Origin of the sequence: Paraburkholderia sp. RL17-337-BIB-A, from assembly GCF_046025895.1 — a bacterium.
GTDB classification, from domain to species: domain Bacteria; phylum Pseudomonadota; class Gammaproteobacteria; order Burkholderiales; family Burkholderiaceae; genus Paraburkholderia; species Paraburkholderia fungorum_C.
Genome location: NZ_JARESY010000001.1, coordinates 2,751,635 through 2,769,460, shown reverse-complemented (window position 1 = coordinate 2,769,460; position 17,826 = coordinate 2,751,635). Strand labels below are relative to the sequence as shown.

The 17,826-nt window shown below is 61.4% G+C and carries 12 protein-coding genes; 6 read left to right on the top strand and 6 right to left on the bottom strand.

The window, feature by feature from the left end; translation table 11 throughout:
* Nucleotides 1–22: 22 nt before the first annotated feature.
* The 3 genes from P0D84_RS12465 to P0D84_RS12455 all read right to left on the bottom strand — a co-directional run bounded on the left by P0D84_RS12465 (nucleotide 23) and on the right by P0D84_RS12455 (nucleotide 3,443).
* The gene (locus tag P0D84_RS12465; RefSeq protein ID WP_408336751.1) at nucleotides 23–1,294 is read right to left on the bottom strand and encodes an EmrA/EmrK family multidrug efflux transporter periplasmic adaptor subunit; all 1,272 of its coding nucleotides are present in this window, start codon (nucleotides 1,292–1,294) and stop codon (nucleotides 23–25) included.
* Between the two features lie 75 nt (nucleotides 1,295–1,369).
* On the bottom strand, nucleotides 1,370–2,878 hold the full coding sequence (locus P0D84_RS12460) for an efflux transporter outer membrane subunit (RefSeq protein WP_408336749.1): 1,509 nt from the start codon (nucleotides 2,876–2,878) through the stop codon (nucleotides 1,370–1,372).
* 49 nt (nucleotides 2,879–2,927) lie between these two features.
* Nucleotides 2,928–3,443: a MarR family winged helix-turn-helix transcriptional regulator gene (locus P0D84_RS12455; protein ID WP_408336747.1), complete on the bottom strand. Its 516-nt coding sequence runs from the start codon at nucleotides 3,441–3,443 to the stop codon at nucleotides 2,928–2,930.
* 317 nt (nucleotides 3,444–3,760) lie between these two features.
* Between P0D84_RS12455 and typA the strand changes: the two genes are divergently transcribed.
* The gene (typA, locus tag P0D84_RS12450; protein WP_408238271.1) at nucleotides 3,761–5,587 is read left to right on the top strand and encodes a translational GTPase TypA; all 1,827 of its coding nucleotides are present in this window, start codon (nucleotides 3,761–3,763) and stop codon (nucleotides 5,585–5,587) included.
* A 160-nt stretch (nucleotides 5,588–5,747) separates the two neighbouring features.
* On the opposite strand, the gene P0D84_RS12445 is transcribed toward typA, so the two are convergent.
* Nucleotides 5,748–6,413 carry a hypothetical protein gene (locus P0D84_RS12445; protein ID WP_408336745.1) on the bottom strand — a complete coding sequence of 222 codons (666 nt, stop codon included), beginning with the start codon at nucleotides 6,411–6,413 and terminating at the stop codon, nucleotides 5,748–5,750.
* Nucleotides 6,414–7,327: 914 nt separating this feature from the next.
* Here P0D84_RS12445 and P0D84_RS12440 point away from each other — a divergent pair.
* From P0D84_RS12440 to P0D84_RS12420, 5 genes are all read left to right on the top strand, one after another.
* Nucleotides 7,328–10,189, top strand: a complete 2,862-nt coding sequence (locus P0D84_RS12440) for a 2-oxoglutarate dehydrogenase E1 component (protein WP_408336743.1) — start codon at nucleotides 7,328–7,330, stop codon at nucleotides 10,187–10,189.
* Between the two features lie 152 nt (nucleotides 10,190–10,341).
* On the top strand, nucleotides 10,342–11,625 hold the full coding sequence (odhB, locus tag P0D84_RS12435; protein WP_408336741.1) for a 2-oxoglutarate dehydrogenase complex dihydrolipoyllysine-residue succinyltransferase: 1,284 nt from the start codon (nucleotides 10,342–10,344) through the stop codon (nucleotides 11,623–11,625).
* A 150-nt stretch (nucleotides 11,626–11,775) separates the two neighbouring features.
* Nucleotides 11,776–13,206 carry a dihydrolipoyl dehydrogenase gene (gene lpdA, locus P0D84_RS12430; protein ID WP_408336739.1) on the top strand — a complete coding sequence of 477 codons (1,431 nt, stop codon included), beginning with the start codon at nucleotides 11,776–11,778 and terminating at the stop codon, nucleotides 13,204–13,206.
* 90 nt (nucleotides 13,207–13,296) lie between these two features.
* Nucleotides 13,297–14,394 carry a cell division protein ZapE gene (zapE, locus tag P0D84_RS12425; protein WP_408336737.1) on the top strand — a complete coding sequence of 366 codons (1,098 nt, stop codon included), beginning with the start codon at nucleotides 13,297–13,299 and terminating at the stop codon, nucleotides 14,392–14,394.
* 162 nt (nucleotides 14,395–14,556) lie between these two features.
* The gene (locus P0D84_RS12420) at nucleotides 14,557–15,015 is read left to right on the top strand and encodes a transposase (RefSeq protein WP_408336736.1); all 459 of its coding nucleotides are present in this window, start codon (nucleotides 14,557–14,559) and stop codon (nucleotides 15,013–15,015) included.
* Nucleotides 15,016–15,172: 157 nt separating this feature from the next.
* On the opposite strand, the gene P0D84_RS12415 is transcribed toward P0D84_RS12420, so the two are convergent.
* Entirely contained in the window at nucleotides 15,173–15,658 is a 486-nt protein-coding gene (locus P0D84_RS12415) for a DUF2147 domain-containing protein (protein ID WP_408336734.1), read from the bottom strand.
* 260 nt (nucleotides 15,659–15,918) lie between these two features.
* Nucleotides 15,919–17,628, bottom strand: a complete 1,710-nt coding sequence (locus tag P0D84_RS12410) for a ShlB/FhaC/HecB family hemolysin secretion/activation protein (RefSeq protein ID WP_408336732.1) — start codon at nucleotides 17,626–17,628, stop codon at nucleotides 15,919–15,921.
* Between the last annotated feature and the right edge of the window lie 198 nt (nucleotides 17,629–17,826).

Genomic DNA, 17,826 nt, shown 5'->3' with positions numbered 1-17,826 from the left:
CTTCTGTGAATCGTCACGCCGCTTACATCTGCTTTGCAGCCGGCTTCGCGGCGCCGCCGCTTTGCGCCGATTTTTGCGAGCCGCCGTTCGGGCCCGCGTTTTCCGCAATGATGCGAGCGATTTCGGCGTCGGCTTCGTCGCCGTACTTATCGAACACGTTGGTCTGATAGACCGTGTTCGACGCCTGGCCGAGCTGGCCGCCGTTGTCATCCTTGATGGTGACGTCGGCTTGCATCGACAGGCCGATGCGCAGCGGATGCTGTTCAAGTTCCTTCGGGTCGAGCGCGATCCGTACCGGCAGACGTTGCACCACCTTGATCCAGTTGCCGGTTGCGTTTTGCGCGGGCAGCAGCGAGAACGCCGAACCCGTACCCGCCGAGAAGCCGACCACCTTGCCGTGGTACACCACCGACGAGCCGTACACGTCGGCCGTCAACTCGACCGGCTGGCCGATGCGCATGTGTTTCAGCTGCACTTCCTTGAAGTTCGCATCGACCCAGACGCCGCCCAGCGGCACGATCGCCATCAGCGGGTTACCCGGCGAGACGCGCTGGCCGACCTGCACCGAGCGCTTCGCGACGTAGCCCGTGACCGGCGCCGGCAGGTTGTTACGCGCGTTGTTCAGGTACGCGTCGCGGACCTTCGCAGCGGCGGCCTGCACGTTCGGGTGATTCGCGATCGTGGTGTTGGCGGTCAGCGCGCGGTTCGACGCCAGTTGTTGCTGGGCGGCGTCGACGGAGGCCTGCGCGCTTTTCACGGCATCGCGGGCGTGCGAGATTTCTTCCAGCGACACGGCGCCGGTTTGCGCCACCGTCAGGCGGCGCTTCAGATCGTCCTGAGCGCGCGACAGATCGGACTGACGCTGGGCGACTTGCGCCTGATACTGGTTGTCGTCGGCGAACAGGCCGCGCACCTGGCGCACCGTCTGCGCGAGATTCGCTTCGGCTTGTTCGAGCGCGACGCGCGCGTCGGCCGGATCGAGCACGACGAGCGGGTCGCCGGCCTTCACGGTCTGCGTGTCGTCCGCGTTCACGGCGATCACCGTGCCGGTGACTTGCGGCGTGATCTGGACGACGTTGCCGTTCACGTACGCGTCGTCGGTGTCTTCATGGAAGCGTGCGTCGAGGAAGTAGTAAAGGCCGTAGGCGACGGCGGCGATCAGGATCACGATGACGAGCAGTGTCATCATAAGCTTGCGTTTGCCGTTGTTGGCCGGCGGTTGTGCCGGTTGCGTCGGCTGCGGGGCCGGCTGTGCTGCCTGTGTATTAGCCGCGGGCTGCTGGGTGGTGCTCATTGATGTGCTCCGGGTTCTCTCAAGCGTCGTCGTTTATTCGGATCTTCGTGCGAGTGTGCTCGCGTCGATGTGGCTTCAGTTTGCAGCGGCGGTCGCGGCGGTGGCCGATGCCGGGGCATCGGTCGGCACCACGAGGCCGGTCTGCGTTGCGTCGAATCCGCCACCGAGCGCCTTGATGAGGCCGATCTGCATATCGCGGCGGCGCATCTTCAGGCTCGTTACCGTCTGTTCGGCGGCAAGGCGGTTCTGGTCGGCGGTCAGCACCTGCAATTGCGGCGACAAGCCGGCCTTGTAGCGGATCACCGCCAGCTGATAGGCCTTGGTCGACGCGTCGAGCGCGCGCTGGGCGTCGCCCGATTGCTGGTCGATCGATTTGATCGACGACACTTGCGTCGCGACATCCGAGAGGGCGTTGATCAGCATCTGGTTGTAGTTCGCCACATCGAGGTCGAAGTCTGCGAAGCGGCCCTTCAACTGCGAGCGCAGCGCGCCGGCGTCGAAGATCGGCAGGTGAATCGCCGGCCCGAACTGGATCTGACGGCTAGCCGACGTCAGGAAACGGCCCCAGCCGAACGCGTCGAAACCGAAACCGGCGGCGAGGTTGATGTCCGGGAAGAATTCGGCCTTCGCTTCCTTGACGTCGTGCATCGCGGCTTCGACCTGCCAGCGTGCGGCAACGATGTCCGCGCGGCGCGCCACGAGGTCGGCCGGCAGGTTGTTCGGCAGCGCTACCGTATTGCCGGTGGTCAGAACCGGCGTGGCGATCTGCAGGCCACGATCCGGACCCTTGCCGAGCAGCGCGCCCAGCTGATAGCGCACCACGGTGATCTGGCCGTCGAGATCGGTCAGGTTCGACTGGCTGGTCGCGATGTTGCCGTTCGCGGTTTGCCGTTCGACGTTGGTGTCGAGGCCGGCAGTCACGCGGCCGTTGGTGATGCGGCCGATGTCCTGGCGGTTGGCGATTTCGCGCGCGGCGATATCGCGGAATGCGTACAACTGGGCGAGCTGGTTATAGGTGCTCGCCACGGAGGCGGCGAGCGTCACGCGCGCCTGCTGCACATCGGCTTCAGCGGCTTTCTCCTGCGACACCGCCTGGCCCAGGCGCTGGCGGTTCTTGCCCCACAGATCCAGATCCCACGACGCGCTCGCGAGCACATTGTTTTCGCTATACCAGGTACCGCCGAATGGGGGTGGGTAAATCGAGTTGGACGAGAAGATCTCGCGGTTCCATGAGTAGCTGCCGTTGACCTTTGGATACAGCGCCGAGCGCGAGCTTTCGATGTAGGACGACGCTTTGGCGAGGCGCGCCTGTGCCTGTGCGATCGACGGACTGCCTTCCAGCGCCTCGGCAATCAGCTTAGGCAGCTGCGGGTCGCCGAACTGGTTGGCCCAGTCGAGCGACGGCCATTGGCCGCCCTGGCCGGACAGACTTTGGGTGGACTCATACTGAGCCGGCGACGAGATCTGCTTGTCGCTCTTCATGCCGAAGTAGTTCGCGCACCCCGTGAGGGCGAGCGCCATCACGGCAGCGGCGACAGCGGCCCGGCTCGAAAGCGCGGGCGCGGACAGGGAAAGGGATTTCATCGCTCGACTCTTTGAGTAGAAGATAATGATGGACGCTGCAAGCAACTTATTACGGTTTGCCGTCAAAATTGCTTGCTGCATCACGGGTTAACCCCGTTTGTTCGCCGGAATTGACGAGTACGCGGCGCAACATGCTCTTGAGAAAACCCACTTCTTCAGGGGTAAAACCCCCCAGCAGGTTGTCCAGCACGCCGTTGAAAATAGCCGGCATCCTGGCCGCGATCGCATGACCTTCCGGTGTCAGCGCGAGCCGTACGACCCGCCGGTCTTCATTGCTACGCACCCTTGTCAACAGGCCGCGTTTCTCCAGCCGGTCAACCAGACGCGTGACGGCGCTTGCGTCGATGCCGTATTCCCGCGCCAGTTCGGCCGCTAGCAGACACTTGCCGCTCGCCACCATGAACAGGATGCTGCCTTGCTGGCTGGTGATGCCCAGTTCGGCCATGCTGCGCTGGGTAACGAGGTTGGACAGGGTCGATTTCACCCGCGAAATCAGATAGCCGACGCTTTCGCCCAGCTGGTACTGGCTGATGGCTGGGTCGGGGGTAGGGGACGGCTCCGTCATGATTCTCGTGCGAAAGCAATGGTTGACTAGGCAGGATTATAGGCAACGGTTGATTGACACGGCAAGCGTTATTACAGCTTAGGCAAGGAACTTTTCCTGCTCAAGGCACAATCCGAGCGATTTTGCGTAGGTTATTGCTGATGTGCGGCGAGCTTGTTTCCTACGCGTCGTGGCAGGGAAGACGGTGGGTCTATCAGGGAATACCAGAAAGCTTCATTTGGGCGTGCTACAATATTGGGTTCCCAAAAGTGCGCTTTGGGCTTTGTTGGCTCGTACACAATGCTGCTGCTGGCGCACTCAACTGTCTCCAGGTTCCTATGACTCGCGCCCTACGCAACATCGCCATCATTGCCCACGTCGACCACGGCAAGACCACGCTCGTCGACCAGCTCCTCCGCCAGACCGCCACCTTCCGCGACAACCAGGCGGTTGTCGAACGCGTGATGGACTCGAACGACATCGAAAAGGAACGTGGTATCACGATTCTTTCGAAGAACTGCGCGGTCGAGTACGAAGGCACCCACATCAACATCGTCGACACCCCGGGCCACGCCGACTTCGGCGGTGAAGTGGAGCGCGTGCTGTCCATGGTCGACTCGGTGCTGCTGCTGGTCGACGCCGTTGAAGGCCCGATGCCGCAAACGCGCTTCGTGACCAAGAAGGCGCTGGCGCTCGGTCTGAAGCCGATCGTCGTGATCAACAAGGTGGACCGCCCGGGCGCGCGGATCGACTGGGTGATCAACCAGACGTTCGACCTGTTCGACAAGCTGGGCGCAACGGACGAACAACTCGACTTCCCGATCGTCTACGCCTCGGGCCTGAACGGTTACGCCGGCCTGACGCCGGACGTGCGCGAAGGCGACATGCGCCCGCTGTTCGAGGCCGTGCTGGAACACGTGCCGGTTCGCCCGGCTGATCCGTCGGCGCCGCTGCAACTGCAGATCACGTCGCTGGATTATTCGTCATACGTCGGCCGTATCGGCGTCGGCCGCATTACGCGTGGCACGATCAAGCCGGGTATGTCGGTCGCCGTGCGCTCGGGCCCCGATGGCGCGATCCTGAACCGCAAGATCAACCAGGTCTTGTCGTTCAAGGGGCTGGAGCGCGTCCAGGTCGACTCGGCTGAAGCCGGCGACATCGTGCTGATCAACGGTATCGAAGAAATCGGTATCGGCGTGACCATCTGCGCACCGGAACAGCCGGAAGCGCTGCCGATGATCACCGTCGACGAACCCACGCTGACGATGAACTTCCTCGTCAACTCGTCGCCGCTGGCCGGCCGTGAAGGCAAGTTCGTCACGAGCCGTCAGATTCGTGACCGCCTGATGAAGGAACTGAACCACAACGTGGCATTGCGCGTGAAGGAAACCGGCGACGAAACCACGTTCGAAGTGGCGGGCCGCGGTGAACTGCACCTGACCATTCTGGTGGAAAACATGCGCCGTGAAGGCTACGAGCTGGCCGTGTCGCGTCCGCGCGTGGTGATGACGGAAGTCGACGGCGTGAAGCACGAGCCGTACGAAAACCTGACGGTCGACATGGAAGACGGCCACCAGGGCGGCGTGATGGAGGAGTTGGGCCGCCGCAAGGGCGAAATGCTCGACATGGCGTCGGACGGCCGTGGCCGTACGCGTCTCGAATACCGTATTTCGGCACGTGGTCTGATCGGCTTCCAGTCGGAATTCCTGACGCTCACGCGCGGCACGGGCCTGATGAGCCACACGTTCGACTCTTACCAGCCGGTTAGGGAAGGCGCGGTGGGTGAGCGTCGCAACGGCGTGCTGATTTCGCAGGACGACGGCGCGGCAGTCGCGTACGCACTGTGGAAGCTGCAGGATCGCGGCCGTATGTTCGTGTCGCCGGGTGAGCCGCTGTACGAAGGCATGATCATTGGCATTCACAGCCGTGACAACGACCTGGTCGTGAACCCGATCAAGGGTAAGCAACTGACCAACGTGCGTTCGTCGGGTACGGACGAAGCAGTGCGCCTCGTGCCGCCGATTCAGATGTCGCTGGAATACGCGGTCGAATTTATCGACGACGACGAACTGGTTGAAGTCACGCCGCAATCCATTCGTCTGCGCAAGCGCTACCTGAAGGAACACGAGCGCCGCAGCGCGAGCCGTAAGGGCGCAGTGGACTGAGCTAAGGTGTGTGAGTTGTCGCGAACGCGGTTCGTGGCAACAGCGCTGCATATGTGATGAAAAAGCCGTTCCGGGCATGCCCGGAACGGCTTCTTTGTTTGGTTCGATATCCGGACTGGATTGCGTCGCCGCTCATCGGCCCGATTTTGCCGTGACGCGATTACAGTTCATCGTGTCCCAGATAAGTGTGATGCGCCAATTCCGGTGGCTCGAGCTGAGTTTCGGCGGGGGCGGGGTATGGGTTCGGTCTAAACGGTTGATTCCTGTTTCCCGAGCCGGGAACATAGAGTTCGACCGTGTCCGGTACGGCAGTATAGCCATCCTCGTTATAGGCTGAATCCAGATAGCCCCGCAGGGCGGCCTCCGTATGCTGCCAATCCTCATAGGTAAATACACCGTTGTTCGGGTCGAAGATGGCATATCGACCCGAAGAGGACGATGCGTCGCCATGCGCGTTCGAGGGAAGGCGCTGTACTAGCAGCACATGACCGCTAGGCTTCGGAGCCTCATCAGCACGTTGCACGCGTACACCTATGTATGCGAGGCCACCCGGCGGCATGCCGGGCGAGGTGCCTACGCTACGCATAAGGCTGTTTATGCGATCCTCGCGCGTCGATCCGCCGTGTGGATTCCAATGCATGCCTGCGGCATCGCGGTAATTCAGTAGTCCGAGGCTGCTCGGGTTGTCCTGAAATGCCTGGATTCTGCCGTAAATGCCGGTTCGGTCGGCTTCTGCGCTGCCGCTGCCCATATCGCTCGACATATAGGTGACGGCCGATGGTAAATCTGTCCTCGTCCCCTCGATAATGCGGTCAATGCGACGCATTGCTTCGCGAACGACGCCGTTGCAGGTTCCCCGTCCATCCTCCCCGCGAGTCTTTTTGCGCTCGAATTGATCGAATCTCACGTATGACGATGAGCCGTCTTTAAGCGCATCGCCGCCCCGGCATTCGCGAAATTCCGATTTCGCGCATGCGCCCAGCGCCGCGCCGCGCTTTTCCCGGCTTTGAGGCTGAGCGGTGCTTGCATAGCGCTCGCCAGCGTTGAGCTTGGGACCCTCGGTCGTGTTGCGAGGCGGGATGACCGACTGGTCGAATGACGTGATCGCGGATCGGCCCGTGAAATTGTCGGGGAAAATCCGTGGCTTGGCTTGCGGCCCATCCGCGGGCAGCAAGGAGTCGATGGATGTCCCTGGCGGCGTGGTTTGCATAGATGATGCGCCAGCGTACTGAGCACTTAGTTCCATTTGCGGTTCCTGTAGGAGTCATAGAACGAACAGCGTACCGATACGCAACGGCCCCGGCGCTTCGCGCTTTTTGGGCGCTACCGCCGAAACCGGATTGCGTGCGTCGAGTGTGTGGAAAATTGCGTGGGCGAGGTGCTGTTTGGATACTACGGGGATGCAGCGTTGCCGATCGGAACGCAAGAGGGAGCGCAGGCTTCATTACTGGCTTCGGATTTCTGCTGTTTGGCGTGATCCCCGATCACGATCATTGCGCGGCGATATGTATTGTTTCAGACGCTTAAAACAGACCCGGAGGCCCGCCAGACAAGCTTTCCGGCTACGGCCCATCGGCGCGTCGACGTAATGATCTGTGCTATGCTAGCGGATGCATTGCCAGTTTTAGGTCCTTCCAAGCAAGACTTGATTCCCGCAATCCGCTAAACGGTCAGGCCGTGTCGCGGAAGGTTCTGTAACCCGCTATTTCTCGAGAAACTCGAAGAAAGGTGAGCGTAAAAATGATGAAGCAATTCCAGTCGAACTCTTATCTGTTCGGCGGCAATGCTCCGTACGTGGAAGAAATGTACGAAGCGTATCTCGACAATCCGGCGTCAGTGCCCGAGAACTGGCGCAGTTATTTCGACGCGTTGCAGAACGTCCCTGCATCGGATGGCAGCAATGCCAACGACGTGGCCCATGGCCCGATCGTCGAATCGTTTGCGCAACGGGCCAAGGCGAATGCCTTCATCCCGCGCACGGCGGCCGGCGGCGAAGATCTCGCTACCTCCCGCAAGCAAGTCTATGTGCAGTCCCTCATCGGTGCATATCGCTTCCTCGGCTCGCAATGGGCCAATCTCGATCCCCTGAAGCGCCGCGAACGTCCCGCTATTCCCGAACTTGAACCCGCGTTCTACGACTTCACCGAAGCCGACATGGACCAGGAGTTCAGCGCCACGAATCTGTATTTCGGGTTCGAGCGTGCAACGCTCCGCGAGATCGTCAAGGCGCTGCGTGACACGTACTGCGGCACGATCGGCGCCGAGTACATGTATATCAGCGATCCGGAACAGAAGCGCTGGTGGAAAGAGCGGCTCGAGTCGATCCGTTCGACGCCGAACTTCTCCAATGAGAAAAAGAAGCACATCCTGAATCGCCTGACGGCCTCTGAAGGCCTCGAGCGCTTCCTGCACACCAAGTACGTCGGCCAGAAACGCTTCTCGCTCGAAGGCGGCGAGAGCTTCATCGCGTCGATGGACGAAGTGGTGCGTCACGGCGGTGCCAACGGCGTGCAGGAAATCGTCATCGGCATGGCCCACCGCGGCCGTCTGAACGTGCTGGTCAATACGCTCGGCAAGATGCCGGCTGACCTGTTTGCCGAATTCGAAGGCAAGCACGTCGACGACCTGCCGGCCGGTGACGTGAAGTACCACAAGGGTTTCTCGTCGGACGTTTCGACCGAAGGCGGCCCGGTTCACCTGTCGCTCGCGTTCAACCCGTCGCACCTCGAAATCGTCAACCCGGTGGTCGAAGGTTCGGCGAAGGCGCGCATGGACCGTCGCGGCGACGACAGCGGCCTGCAAGTGCTGCCGGTGCAGATCCACGGCGACGCGGCTTTCGCCGGCCAGGGCGTCGTGATGGAAACGCTGAACCTCGCGCAAACGCGCGGTTACGGCACGCACGGCACGCTGCACATCGTCATCAACAACCAGATCGGTTTCACGACGTCGGACCCGCGCGACTCGCGCTCCACGTTGTACTGCTCGGACGTCGTCAAGATGATCGAGGCGCCGGTGCTGCACGTGAACGGTGACGATCCTGAAGCGGTCGTGCTGGCTACGCAGCTGGCGATCGACTTCCGGATGCAGTTCCATAAGGACGTCGTCGTCGACATCGTCTGCTTCCGCAAGCTGGGTCACAACGAGCAGGACACGCCGGCTGTCACGCAGCCGCTGATGTACAAGACGATCGCCAAGCACCCGGGCACACGCGCGCTGTACGCTGAAAAGCTGGTGCAACAAGGCGTGATCACCGCTGAAGAAGGCGACGAATTCGTCAAGGCTTACCGCAAGGCGATGGACGAAGGCCATCACACGATCGACCCGGTGCTCTCGAACTACAAGAGCAAGTACGCGGTGGATTGGGTTCCGTTCCTGAACCGCAAGTGGACCGACGCAGCCGACACGGCCGTGCCGCTGGCTGAATTGAAGCGCCTCGCTGAGCGCGTCACCACGATCCCGGAAAACTTCAAGGTTCACCCGCTGGTCGAGCGCGTCATCAACGACCGTCGCGCGATGGGCCGTGGTGAAGCGAAGCTCGACTGGGGCATGGGCGAACACCTGGCATTCGCATCGCTGGTCGCATCCGGTTATGCCGTGCGCCTGACCGGTCAGGACTCGGGCCGTGGCACGTTCACGCACCGTCACGCGGTGCTGCACGATCAGAACCGCGAACGCTGGAACGACGGCACGTATGTGCCGCTGCAGAACATCGCCGAAGGTCAGGCGAAGTTCACGGTGATCGACTCGGTGCTGTCGGAAGAAGCCGTGCTGGGCTTCGAATACGGTTACTCGACCGCAGAACCGAATACGTTCGTCGCGTGGGAAGCGCAGTTCGGCGACTTCGTGAACGGCGCGCAAGTCGTGATCGACCAGTTCATCTCGTCGGGCGAAGTGAAGTGGGGCCGCGTGTCGGGTCTCACGATGCTGCTGCCGCACGGCTACGAAGGCCAAGGTCCGGAGCACTCGTCGGCACGTATCGAACGTTTCCTGCAACTGTGCGCAGACCACAACATGCAGGTCGTTCAACCGACCACGCCGGCGCAGATTTTCCACCTGTTGCGCCGTCAGATGATCCGCCTGTTCAGGAAGCCGCTGATCGTCGCAACGCCGAAGTCGCTGCTGCGCCACAAGGAAGCCGTGTCGGATCTGTCCGAACTGGCGAAGGGCGCGTTCCAGCCGATCCTCGGCGAAATCGACGAAGCGATCGAGCCGAAGAAGGTCAAGCGCGTGGTGGCCTGCTCGGGCCGCGTGTACTACGACCTGCTGGCGCATCGCCGTGAATCGAAGTCGAACGACGTCGCGATCATCCGTATCGAACAGCTCTATCCGTTCGCGCACAAGCAGTTCGAAGCGGAAATGAAGAAGTACGACAACGCGACCGAAGTGGTGTGGGTGCAGGACGAGCCGCAGAATCAAGGCCCGTGGTTCTACATCGAGCACCACCTGAAGGACGGCATGAAGGAAGGGCAGAAGCTGGCATACAGCGGACGTCCGGCTTCGGCTTCGCCGGCAGTGGGTTACTACGCGAAGCACTACGAGCAGCAGAAGGCGCTGATCGAAGGCGCTTTCGGCCGCCTCAAGAGCGCGTCGATCGCTAAATAAGGAAAACAGACGAACCGGGAAAGCGCGCTGCGCTTTCCCGTGCCGCGCCCAGTGACCAGGTGATGGTTCGTTCGCGGCAGTCATGGTTCGCAGGCGGTCGTCGAGTACATAGATCGCGCACCGTCACCCGATACGTATTCAGGATATTCATAATGGCTATTGTTGAAGTCAAGGTTCCCCAGCTTTCCGAGTCGGTCTCGGAAGCAACGATGCTGCAGTGGAAGAAGAAGCCCGGCGAGGCTGTTGCTCAAGACGAAATTCTCATCGAAATCGAGACCGACAAGGTCGTGCTCGAAGTGCCGGCACCCTCCGCCGGCGTGCTCGCACAAGTGATCTCGAACGACGGCGACATCGTCGTCGCCGATCAGGTGATCGCCAAGATCGACACCGAAGGCAAGGCTGGCGCCGCTGCGGTCGAAGCGGAAGTGAAGCCGGCACCGGAAGCCGCACCGGCGCAGGCTGCCGCGCCGGCACCGGCCGCTCAAGCCGCATCCGCAACGGGTGCGAACACCGCTGCTTCGCCGGCTGCCGGCAAGCTGATGGCCGAGAAGGGTCTGGGCGCGGGCGATGTGTCGGGCACGGGCCGCGACGGCCGCATCACCAAGGGCGACGTGCTGACCGCCGGCGCTCCGGCTGCCAAGGCTGCAGCACCGGCACCGGCCGCCGCACCGAAGGCTGCGAAGCCGTCGCTGCCGGACGTCAAGGCACCGGCATCGGCTGACCAATGGCTGAAGGACCGCCCGGAACAACGCGTGCCGATGTCGCGTCTGCGCGCGCGTATCGCCGAGCGTCTGCTCGAGTCGCAGCAAACCAACGCCATCCTCACCACGTTCAACGAAGTGAACATGGCGCCGGTGATGGACCTGCGCAACAAGTACAAAGACAAGTTCGAAAAGGAACATGGCGTGAAGCTGGGCTTCATGTCGTTCTTCGTGAAGGCGGCGGTTCATGCGCTGAAGAAGTTCCCGCTGGTGAACGCGTCGATCGACGGTAACGACATCGTCTATCACGGTTACTTCGATATCGGTATCGCGGTCGGTTCGCCGCGTGGCCTGGTGGTGCCGATCCTGCGTAACGCAGATCAGCTGAGCCTCGCCGAAATCGAGAAGAAGATTGCTGAATTCGGCCAGAAGGCCAAGGACGGCAAGCTGTCGATCGAAGAAATGACGGGTGGTACGTTCTCGATCTCGAACGGCGGTGTGTTCGGCTCGATGCTGTCGACCCCGATCATCAACCCGCCGCAATCCGCGATTCTGGGTGTGCACGCCACCAAGGAACGCGCTGTGGTCGAAAACGGCCAGATCGTGATCCGTCCGATGAACTATCTGGCGCTGTCGTACGACCACCGGATCATCGACGGTCGCGAGGCGGTGCTGTCGCTGGTCGCGATGAAGGATGCGCTGGAAGACCCGGCGCGCCTGCTGCTCGACCTGTAAGCGCCGGTTCGGCCGGCGTCGGCTTGCCATTGCGCAAGTCGGCGCCATATAAGCATCAAGCAAGCATCACGTCTCTAGCATTCCGCAGTACTGGACCGATGCGCGCCACGAAGCGTGGCCGCGCGTCGCTCCGTCATCAAAAGGATTGTCATGTCCAAAGAATTTGACGTCGTCGTGATCGGCGCCGGCCCTGGCGGCTACATCGCCGCAATCCGCGCAGCGCAGCTCGGCAAGACCGTCGCATGTATCGAAAAGTGGAAGAACCCGGCCGGCGCGCTGAAGCTCGGCGGCACGTGCCTGAACGTGGGTTGCATTCCGTCGAAGGCGCTGCTCGCGTCGTCGGAAGAATTTGAAAACGCGTCGCACCACCTCGCTGACCACGGCATCTCCGTGTCGGACGTGAAGGTCGATATCGCGAAGATGCTGGCCCGCAAGGAAGGCATCGTCGAGAAGATGACCAAGGGTATCGAATTCCTGTTCCGTAAGAACAAGATCACGTGGCTCAAGGGCCATGGCAAGTTCACCGGCAAGACGGACGCCGGCGTGCAGATCGAAGTCAGCGGCGAAGGCGAAACCGAAGTCGTGACGGCGAAGAACGTCATCATTGCAACGGGTTCGAAGGCGCGCCATCTGCCGAACGTTCCGGTCGACAACAAGATCGTTGCCGACAACGAAGGCGCACTCACGTTCGACTCCGTGCCGAAGAAACTCGCCGTGATCGGCGCAGGTGTGATCGGCCTGGAACTCGGCTCGGTGTGGCGCCGTCTGGGTTCGGACGTGACTGTGCTCGAAGCGCTGCCGGAATTCCTCGGCGCTGCAGATCAGGCGTTGGCTAAGGAAGCCGCCAAGCAATTCAAGAAGCAAGGCCTGGACATCCACGTCGGCGTGAAGGTCGGCGAAGTGAAAACGACTGACAACAGCGTCACGATCAATTACACGGACAAGGACGGCAACGCGCAAACGCTCGAAGCCGACCGCCTGATCGTGTCGATCGGCCGCGTGCCGAACACCGACAACCTCGGTCTCGAAGCGATCGGCCTGAAGGCGAACGAGCGTGGCTTTATCGACGTCAACGACCACTGTGCGACGGCTGTGCCGAACGTGTACGCGATCGGCGACGTGGTGCGTGGCCCGATGCTCGCTCACAAGGCTGAAGACGAAGGCGTGCTGGTCGCTGAAATCATCGACGGTCAGAAGCCGCATATCGACTACAACTGCATTCCGTGGGTGATCTACACCGAACCGGAAATCGCGTGGGTCGGCAAGACGGAGCAGCAACTGAAGGCCGAAGGCCGCGAGATCAAGACGGGTCAGTTCCCGTTCATGGCGAACGGCCGCGCGCTGGGCATCAACAAGGCGGATGGTTTCGTCAAGATGATCGCCGACGCGAAGACCGACGAACTGCTCGGCGTGCACATCATCTCGGCGAACGCCTCGGACCTGATCGCGGAAGCCGTGGTGGCGATGGAATTCAAGGCGGCGTCGGAAGATATCGGCCGTATTTGCCATCCGCACCCGTCGCTGTCGGAAGTCATGCGCGAAGCGGCACTGGCCGTGGACAAGCGCGCGCTGAACATGTAATCACACGCACGCCTGACTGAACGCAATTCTGGCATTACCACCAAGGCGGGCGGGTTCACTCCCTCCCGCCTTTCTTTTTGCAGCAACACAATGAACGTCACCGAATACTACGAAAAAGAACTGCAGACGCGGGGTTATCAATCGGACCCGGCGCAACGCGCGGCAGTCGACCGTCTGCAGCGGTGCTATGAAGAGTGGGTCGAATACAAGGCGCGCCGCTCGAATGCGTTCAAGAAACTGATCAACCGCCCGGATCCGCCGCGCGGCGTGTACATGTGGGGCGGCGTAGGGCGGGGCAAGAGCTTCCTGATGGACAGCTTCTACATGATCGTGCCGGTGCAGCGTAAAACGCGTCTGCATTTTCACGAGTTCATGCGCGAGGTGCATCGCGAACTGGAAGAGTTGAAAGGCACGGCCGATCCGCTCGACGAACTCGCGCGACGCATTGCCAAACGCTACCGGCTGATCTGTTTCGACGAATTCCACGTATCGGATATCGCCGACGCGATGATCCTGTATCGCCTGCTCGACAAACTGTTCGAGAACGGCGTGCAGTTCGTGATGACGTCCAACTACGATCCGGACACGCTGTATCCGGACGGCCTGCATCGCGATCGCATGCTGCCGGCGATCGAACTCATCAAGACGAAGCTCGACGTGATCAACGTCGACGCGGGTATCGACTACCGCCAGCGCACGCTGGCGCAAGTCGAGGTGTATCACACGCCGCTTGGCGCGGCTTCGGACAAAGCCCTGCGTGACGCGTTTTCACGCCTTGCGGCGGTTCCGGACGAGAGTCCTATCCTGCACATCGAAAAGCGGGAACTGAAGGCCCTGCGGCGTGCTGACGGCGTCGTGTGGTTCGATTTCGCGACGCTGTGCGGCGGTCCGCGCTCGCAGAACGACTACCTGGAACTGGCGAGCCGCTTTCACGCGGTGATCCTGTCCGGCGTGCCGCAGATGTCGGTGCGGATGGCTTCGGAAGCGCGCCGCTTCACCTGGCTGATCGACGTGTTTTACGACCACAAGGTCAAGCTGCTGATGTCGGCTGCCGTGCCGCCCGAGCAACTCTATGTGGACGGGCCGATGGCCAACGAATTCACGCGTACGGTGTCGCGCATCGTCGAAATGCAATCGAAAGAATATCTCGACACGCCGCGCCGGATCGTCGATACGTCGCTGACCTGAGGGGCAGCGTCAAGCGGGCGGCGATGCTTTTGCGATAGGTCACGGTCCGCTCGCCTAATCGGCAGTGTTCGAAGCCGTATTTTCAAGATTCGGATTGATCTTATATTCCGTGCGCGGACGACTGGATATCTTCTTTGTCATGGTTCTAACAAAGGAGAAGCCATGAATCCGTACCGTGATATCAATGATGAAGAATGGCAACGCATTGCACCGTTGCTCCCTGAGCTGCGTCCGCGTTCCGAACTGCGTGGCCGGCCGCTCGCCAATACGCGCTCGGTGCTCAACGGCGTGCTGTGGGTGATGTATAGCGGCGCGACGTGGTCCGCTATGCCGCGCAAATACCCGTCGTATCAAACCTGCCATCGCCGCTTCAAGGCATGGTATGAATCCGGCGTGCTCAAGCGCGTGATGGATCAGCTGTTCGGTGCGGCGAGCGAGGAACTCTGTCAGATGATGGAATCGCGCATGCGCACGCATGTGAGCGCGCAACAGAAGAGCGCTGACGCAGAAAAGGTTTCGGTCACAGCGCCCACCGCTTCCGCGGCGTTTAGCCCGTCATCGGCCAAACCGTTACCGTCTTCGCCGTTCGCTTTTTCGTCGCCCTTCAAGCACGCTGCATGACAACGCCAACCAGCCAGGCTCAAACAAAAACCGGCCGAACGATAGCAATCGTCGGCCGGTTTTTTATGGTTCCATCGTGGCAGCAGTAGCGGCCTTGATGGAACACCATCATCGCGCGCCAGGCGCCGACGCCTGAATGATTCGCTCAGCTTGCTGACTATTGCTGACGAACCCAGGTCTGCGAGCGGCCCAGCAGCGAAACGCCAATATACCCACGCACCACCAGCTTGTTTCCACCATCTTCCAGGTGCATCTTGCACTTGTAGAGCTTGCCGTTTTCCGGGTCGAGAATCTGCCCGTGATCCCAGCCGTCGCCGTCCTTTTGCATATCGTTGATGATCGTCATGCCGAGAATCAGCTGGTCCTTGCGCGCGTCCGTACATTCCGTGCAGCGGCGGTCCGGTTTGTTGTTCGCATTGAGACCCTTGATCACCTTGCCGCTCAGCGAGCCATTGCCGTCCTGTGCAATCTGCACGAGTGCCTTGGGCTGGCCGGTGCGGTCGTCAATGGTTTGCCACGTGCCGACCGGGGAATCGGTCTGCGCCATTGCCGTGACGGCGCTGGCGAGCAGCACGCCGGCGAGGGCGGCATGTTTGGCGGTACGAAGCGCGATTGCGCGCGCGTGTTGAGTGAATTGCATCATTGTCTTCCTCCTTGATTAAAGACGGCGCGATCATGGTCGCGCGGCGTTATCGGCATCTCGGGCGGTCTTCCTGCTGGCCGCCGTGGTGCCTGGTTTGCCCGATATGTCTTATTACTGCCTCTCAGGTTCGACTTCGGCTACATCGGTCCGCGAGCCGCGGCTTGCGTGCCGCGGGTCGCACATCGTCAGCGCAGAATACGTGAAAGTAGGCGCGCCGTTTGATAGTGGAACCTCTAATCAGGAGGTGGCACTTGTGAATCTCAGTTCAGCTGATACGAGAACGTAGCGTTGATGCGCGGGCTGCGCGACGCGCTTTCCACCGGCGCGTCGCCGATCGGTTTGGCCACCGACAAATCCAGGCTGTAGTACTTCGCGTCCGAGATCCGGAAGCCGAAGGCAATCGACGACAGCTTCGACGGCGACGGCGTCCCCGCATGCAGATACACGCGCGCCATGTCGAACGAGATATACGGTGTGAGGGTGCGCAGATAGGTGAAACCCGGCGTGAACGCCCGGTTGATTTCGAACATCGCGCCCCAGCCCGAATCGCCTGAGGCCTCGCCCGGTTGATAGCCTTGTGCAAAACGTTGCGCACCGAACGAGATCTGTTCCGAGGTCGGCAGCGAGACGGCGCTGTATTGACCTGTCAACGACACCGCGGTGCCGATCTTCAGCGGCCACTCGTTGGTTTGCGAAAAACTCGCGCCGCTTCGCACGAAAGTGATCGACGCCGGGTTCGTGACGATGGTGCCGGGAACGTTCGAGTCGCCGGACTTCGACGCGCCCAGGATGTCGAACGCCTTCGCCACGTTGATACTCGCGCGGCGCACCTGACCCGGATCCGCGCTGGTGTAGTCGGCTTGCAATTGCATCACCCGCACCTGCGAGCGAAAGCCGAGTTGCGCGCCGGTGTCGCCATTGTGATAGCGATCTTCGTCATGCGAAGCATAGACCGTGGCGGTGCCGATCAGGCTGTGCTGGTTGTTGAGCAGGATCGGATAAGTCAGCGAGCCGCTGAGCTTGTCGTTGATGACCGTGCGTTCGATATTGGAGGGCAGGCCGGGATTGTCGACCGGATTGCCGCGATAGTGCGACGCGTCGATTTTCCCGGTCAGTCCATCGCTGCCGATCGGCACCACGGCGTGCGCGGCGAGGTAGGTGACGTTGTCACGGCCCTTCGGCAGCAAGGCCGACACGCTCAACTGTTCGCCGAGTGAGGTCAGGCCGTTTTCGGTCGCGGTCAGCAGGCCTTGCACGCCGGGTTGATTGAAATTGATGCCGGTGCTCACGTCGAACGGTTTGCGCTCTACATTCAACTCGAGCGTGGTGGCGCCGTCGGTGTTCTGCGGAGGCGCCGCGTTGGCCGCAACCTTCACCCCGGGCAACAGACCCAGCAAGTTGATGTAGCGCTCGAAAGTGGTGCGCCGCAACGGCCGGTCTGCGACGATGTGGTCGGCGATCGCGCGGATCTTGTCTTCCACCGCGCCGGGCTTGCCCGTGACCTTGACCATCGACACGTAGCCTTCCACCACGGTCACGCGCACCACGCCGCCCTCGAAGGTCTGCGCCGGAATGAACGCGAACGAGAGCGCGTAGCCGCGGTCCTGATACAGCTTCGTCACGCCGTTGGCGACCTGAATCAGATCGCCGATGGTGGTGTCTTTGCCGACGAGAGGCGTGAAGCGCTGCGCGACTTCGTCGAACGGAATGGACTTCACGCCCTCGACCTGAATCTTCGAAGGCGTCAGATGGCGGGCGAGCAGTTCCTGAAGTTGTGGGGCTTGCGGCGTGACCTGCAAGGTCACATTCGGGCCCTTGTCGGGCGCCTTGATCTGCGGCAGCGAATCCAGCCGGTTGCCGCCGACTGCCGGGCTGGCCGGACGTGATTGCGCTTGTGCTTGCACCTGCATTGCGCTCGCCGCGATTGCCGCGAGCAGAAGGGTCCATTTACTGCCGTACCCGAGTTTCATCGGATTTTCCTCGTATGCCGTTCTTGTCTTGCGGACGCGCCGCCAGGCCGGGCTGGTCGCGATCGCTTATGTTTGGCTCGACGCATACTGCCATGCTTGTCTTGTATTACGTCACGTGCTCCGTCGGGCTTGAGCGTCGTCCGCAAAAGCGCGGGGCAAGTGATGAGGCGGACTGTTATGCACACTGCGCAATGCGGC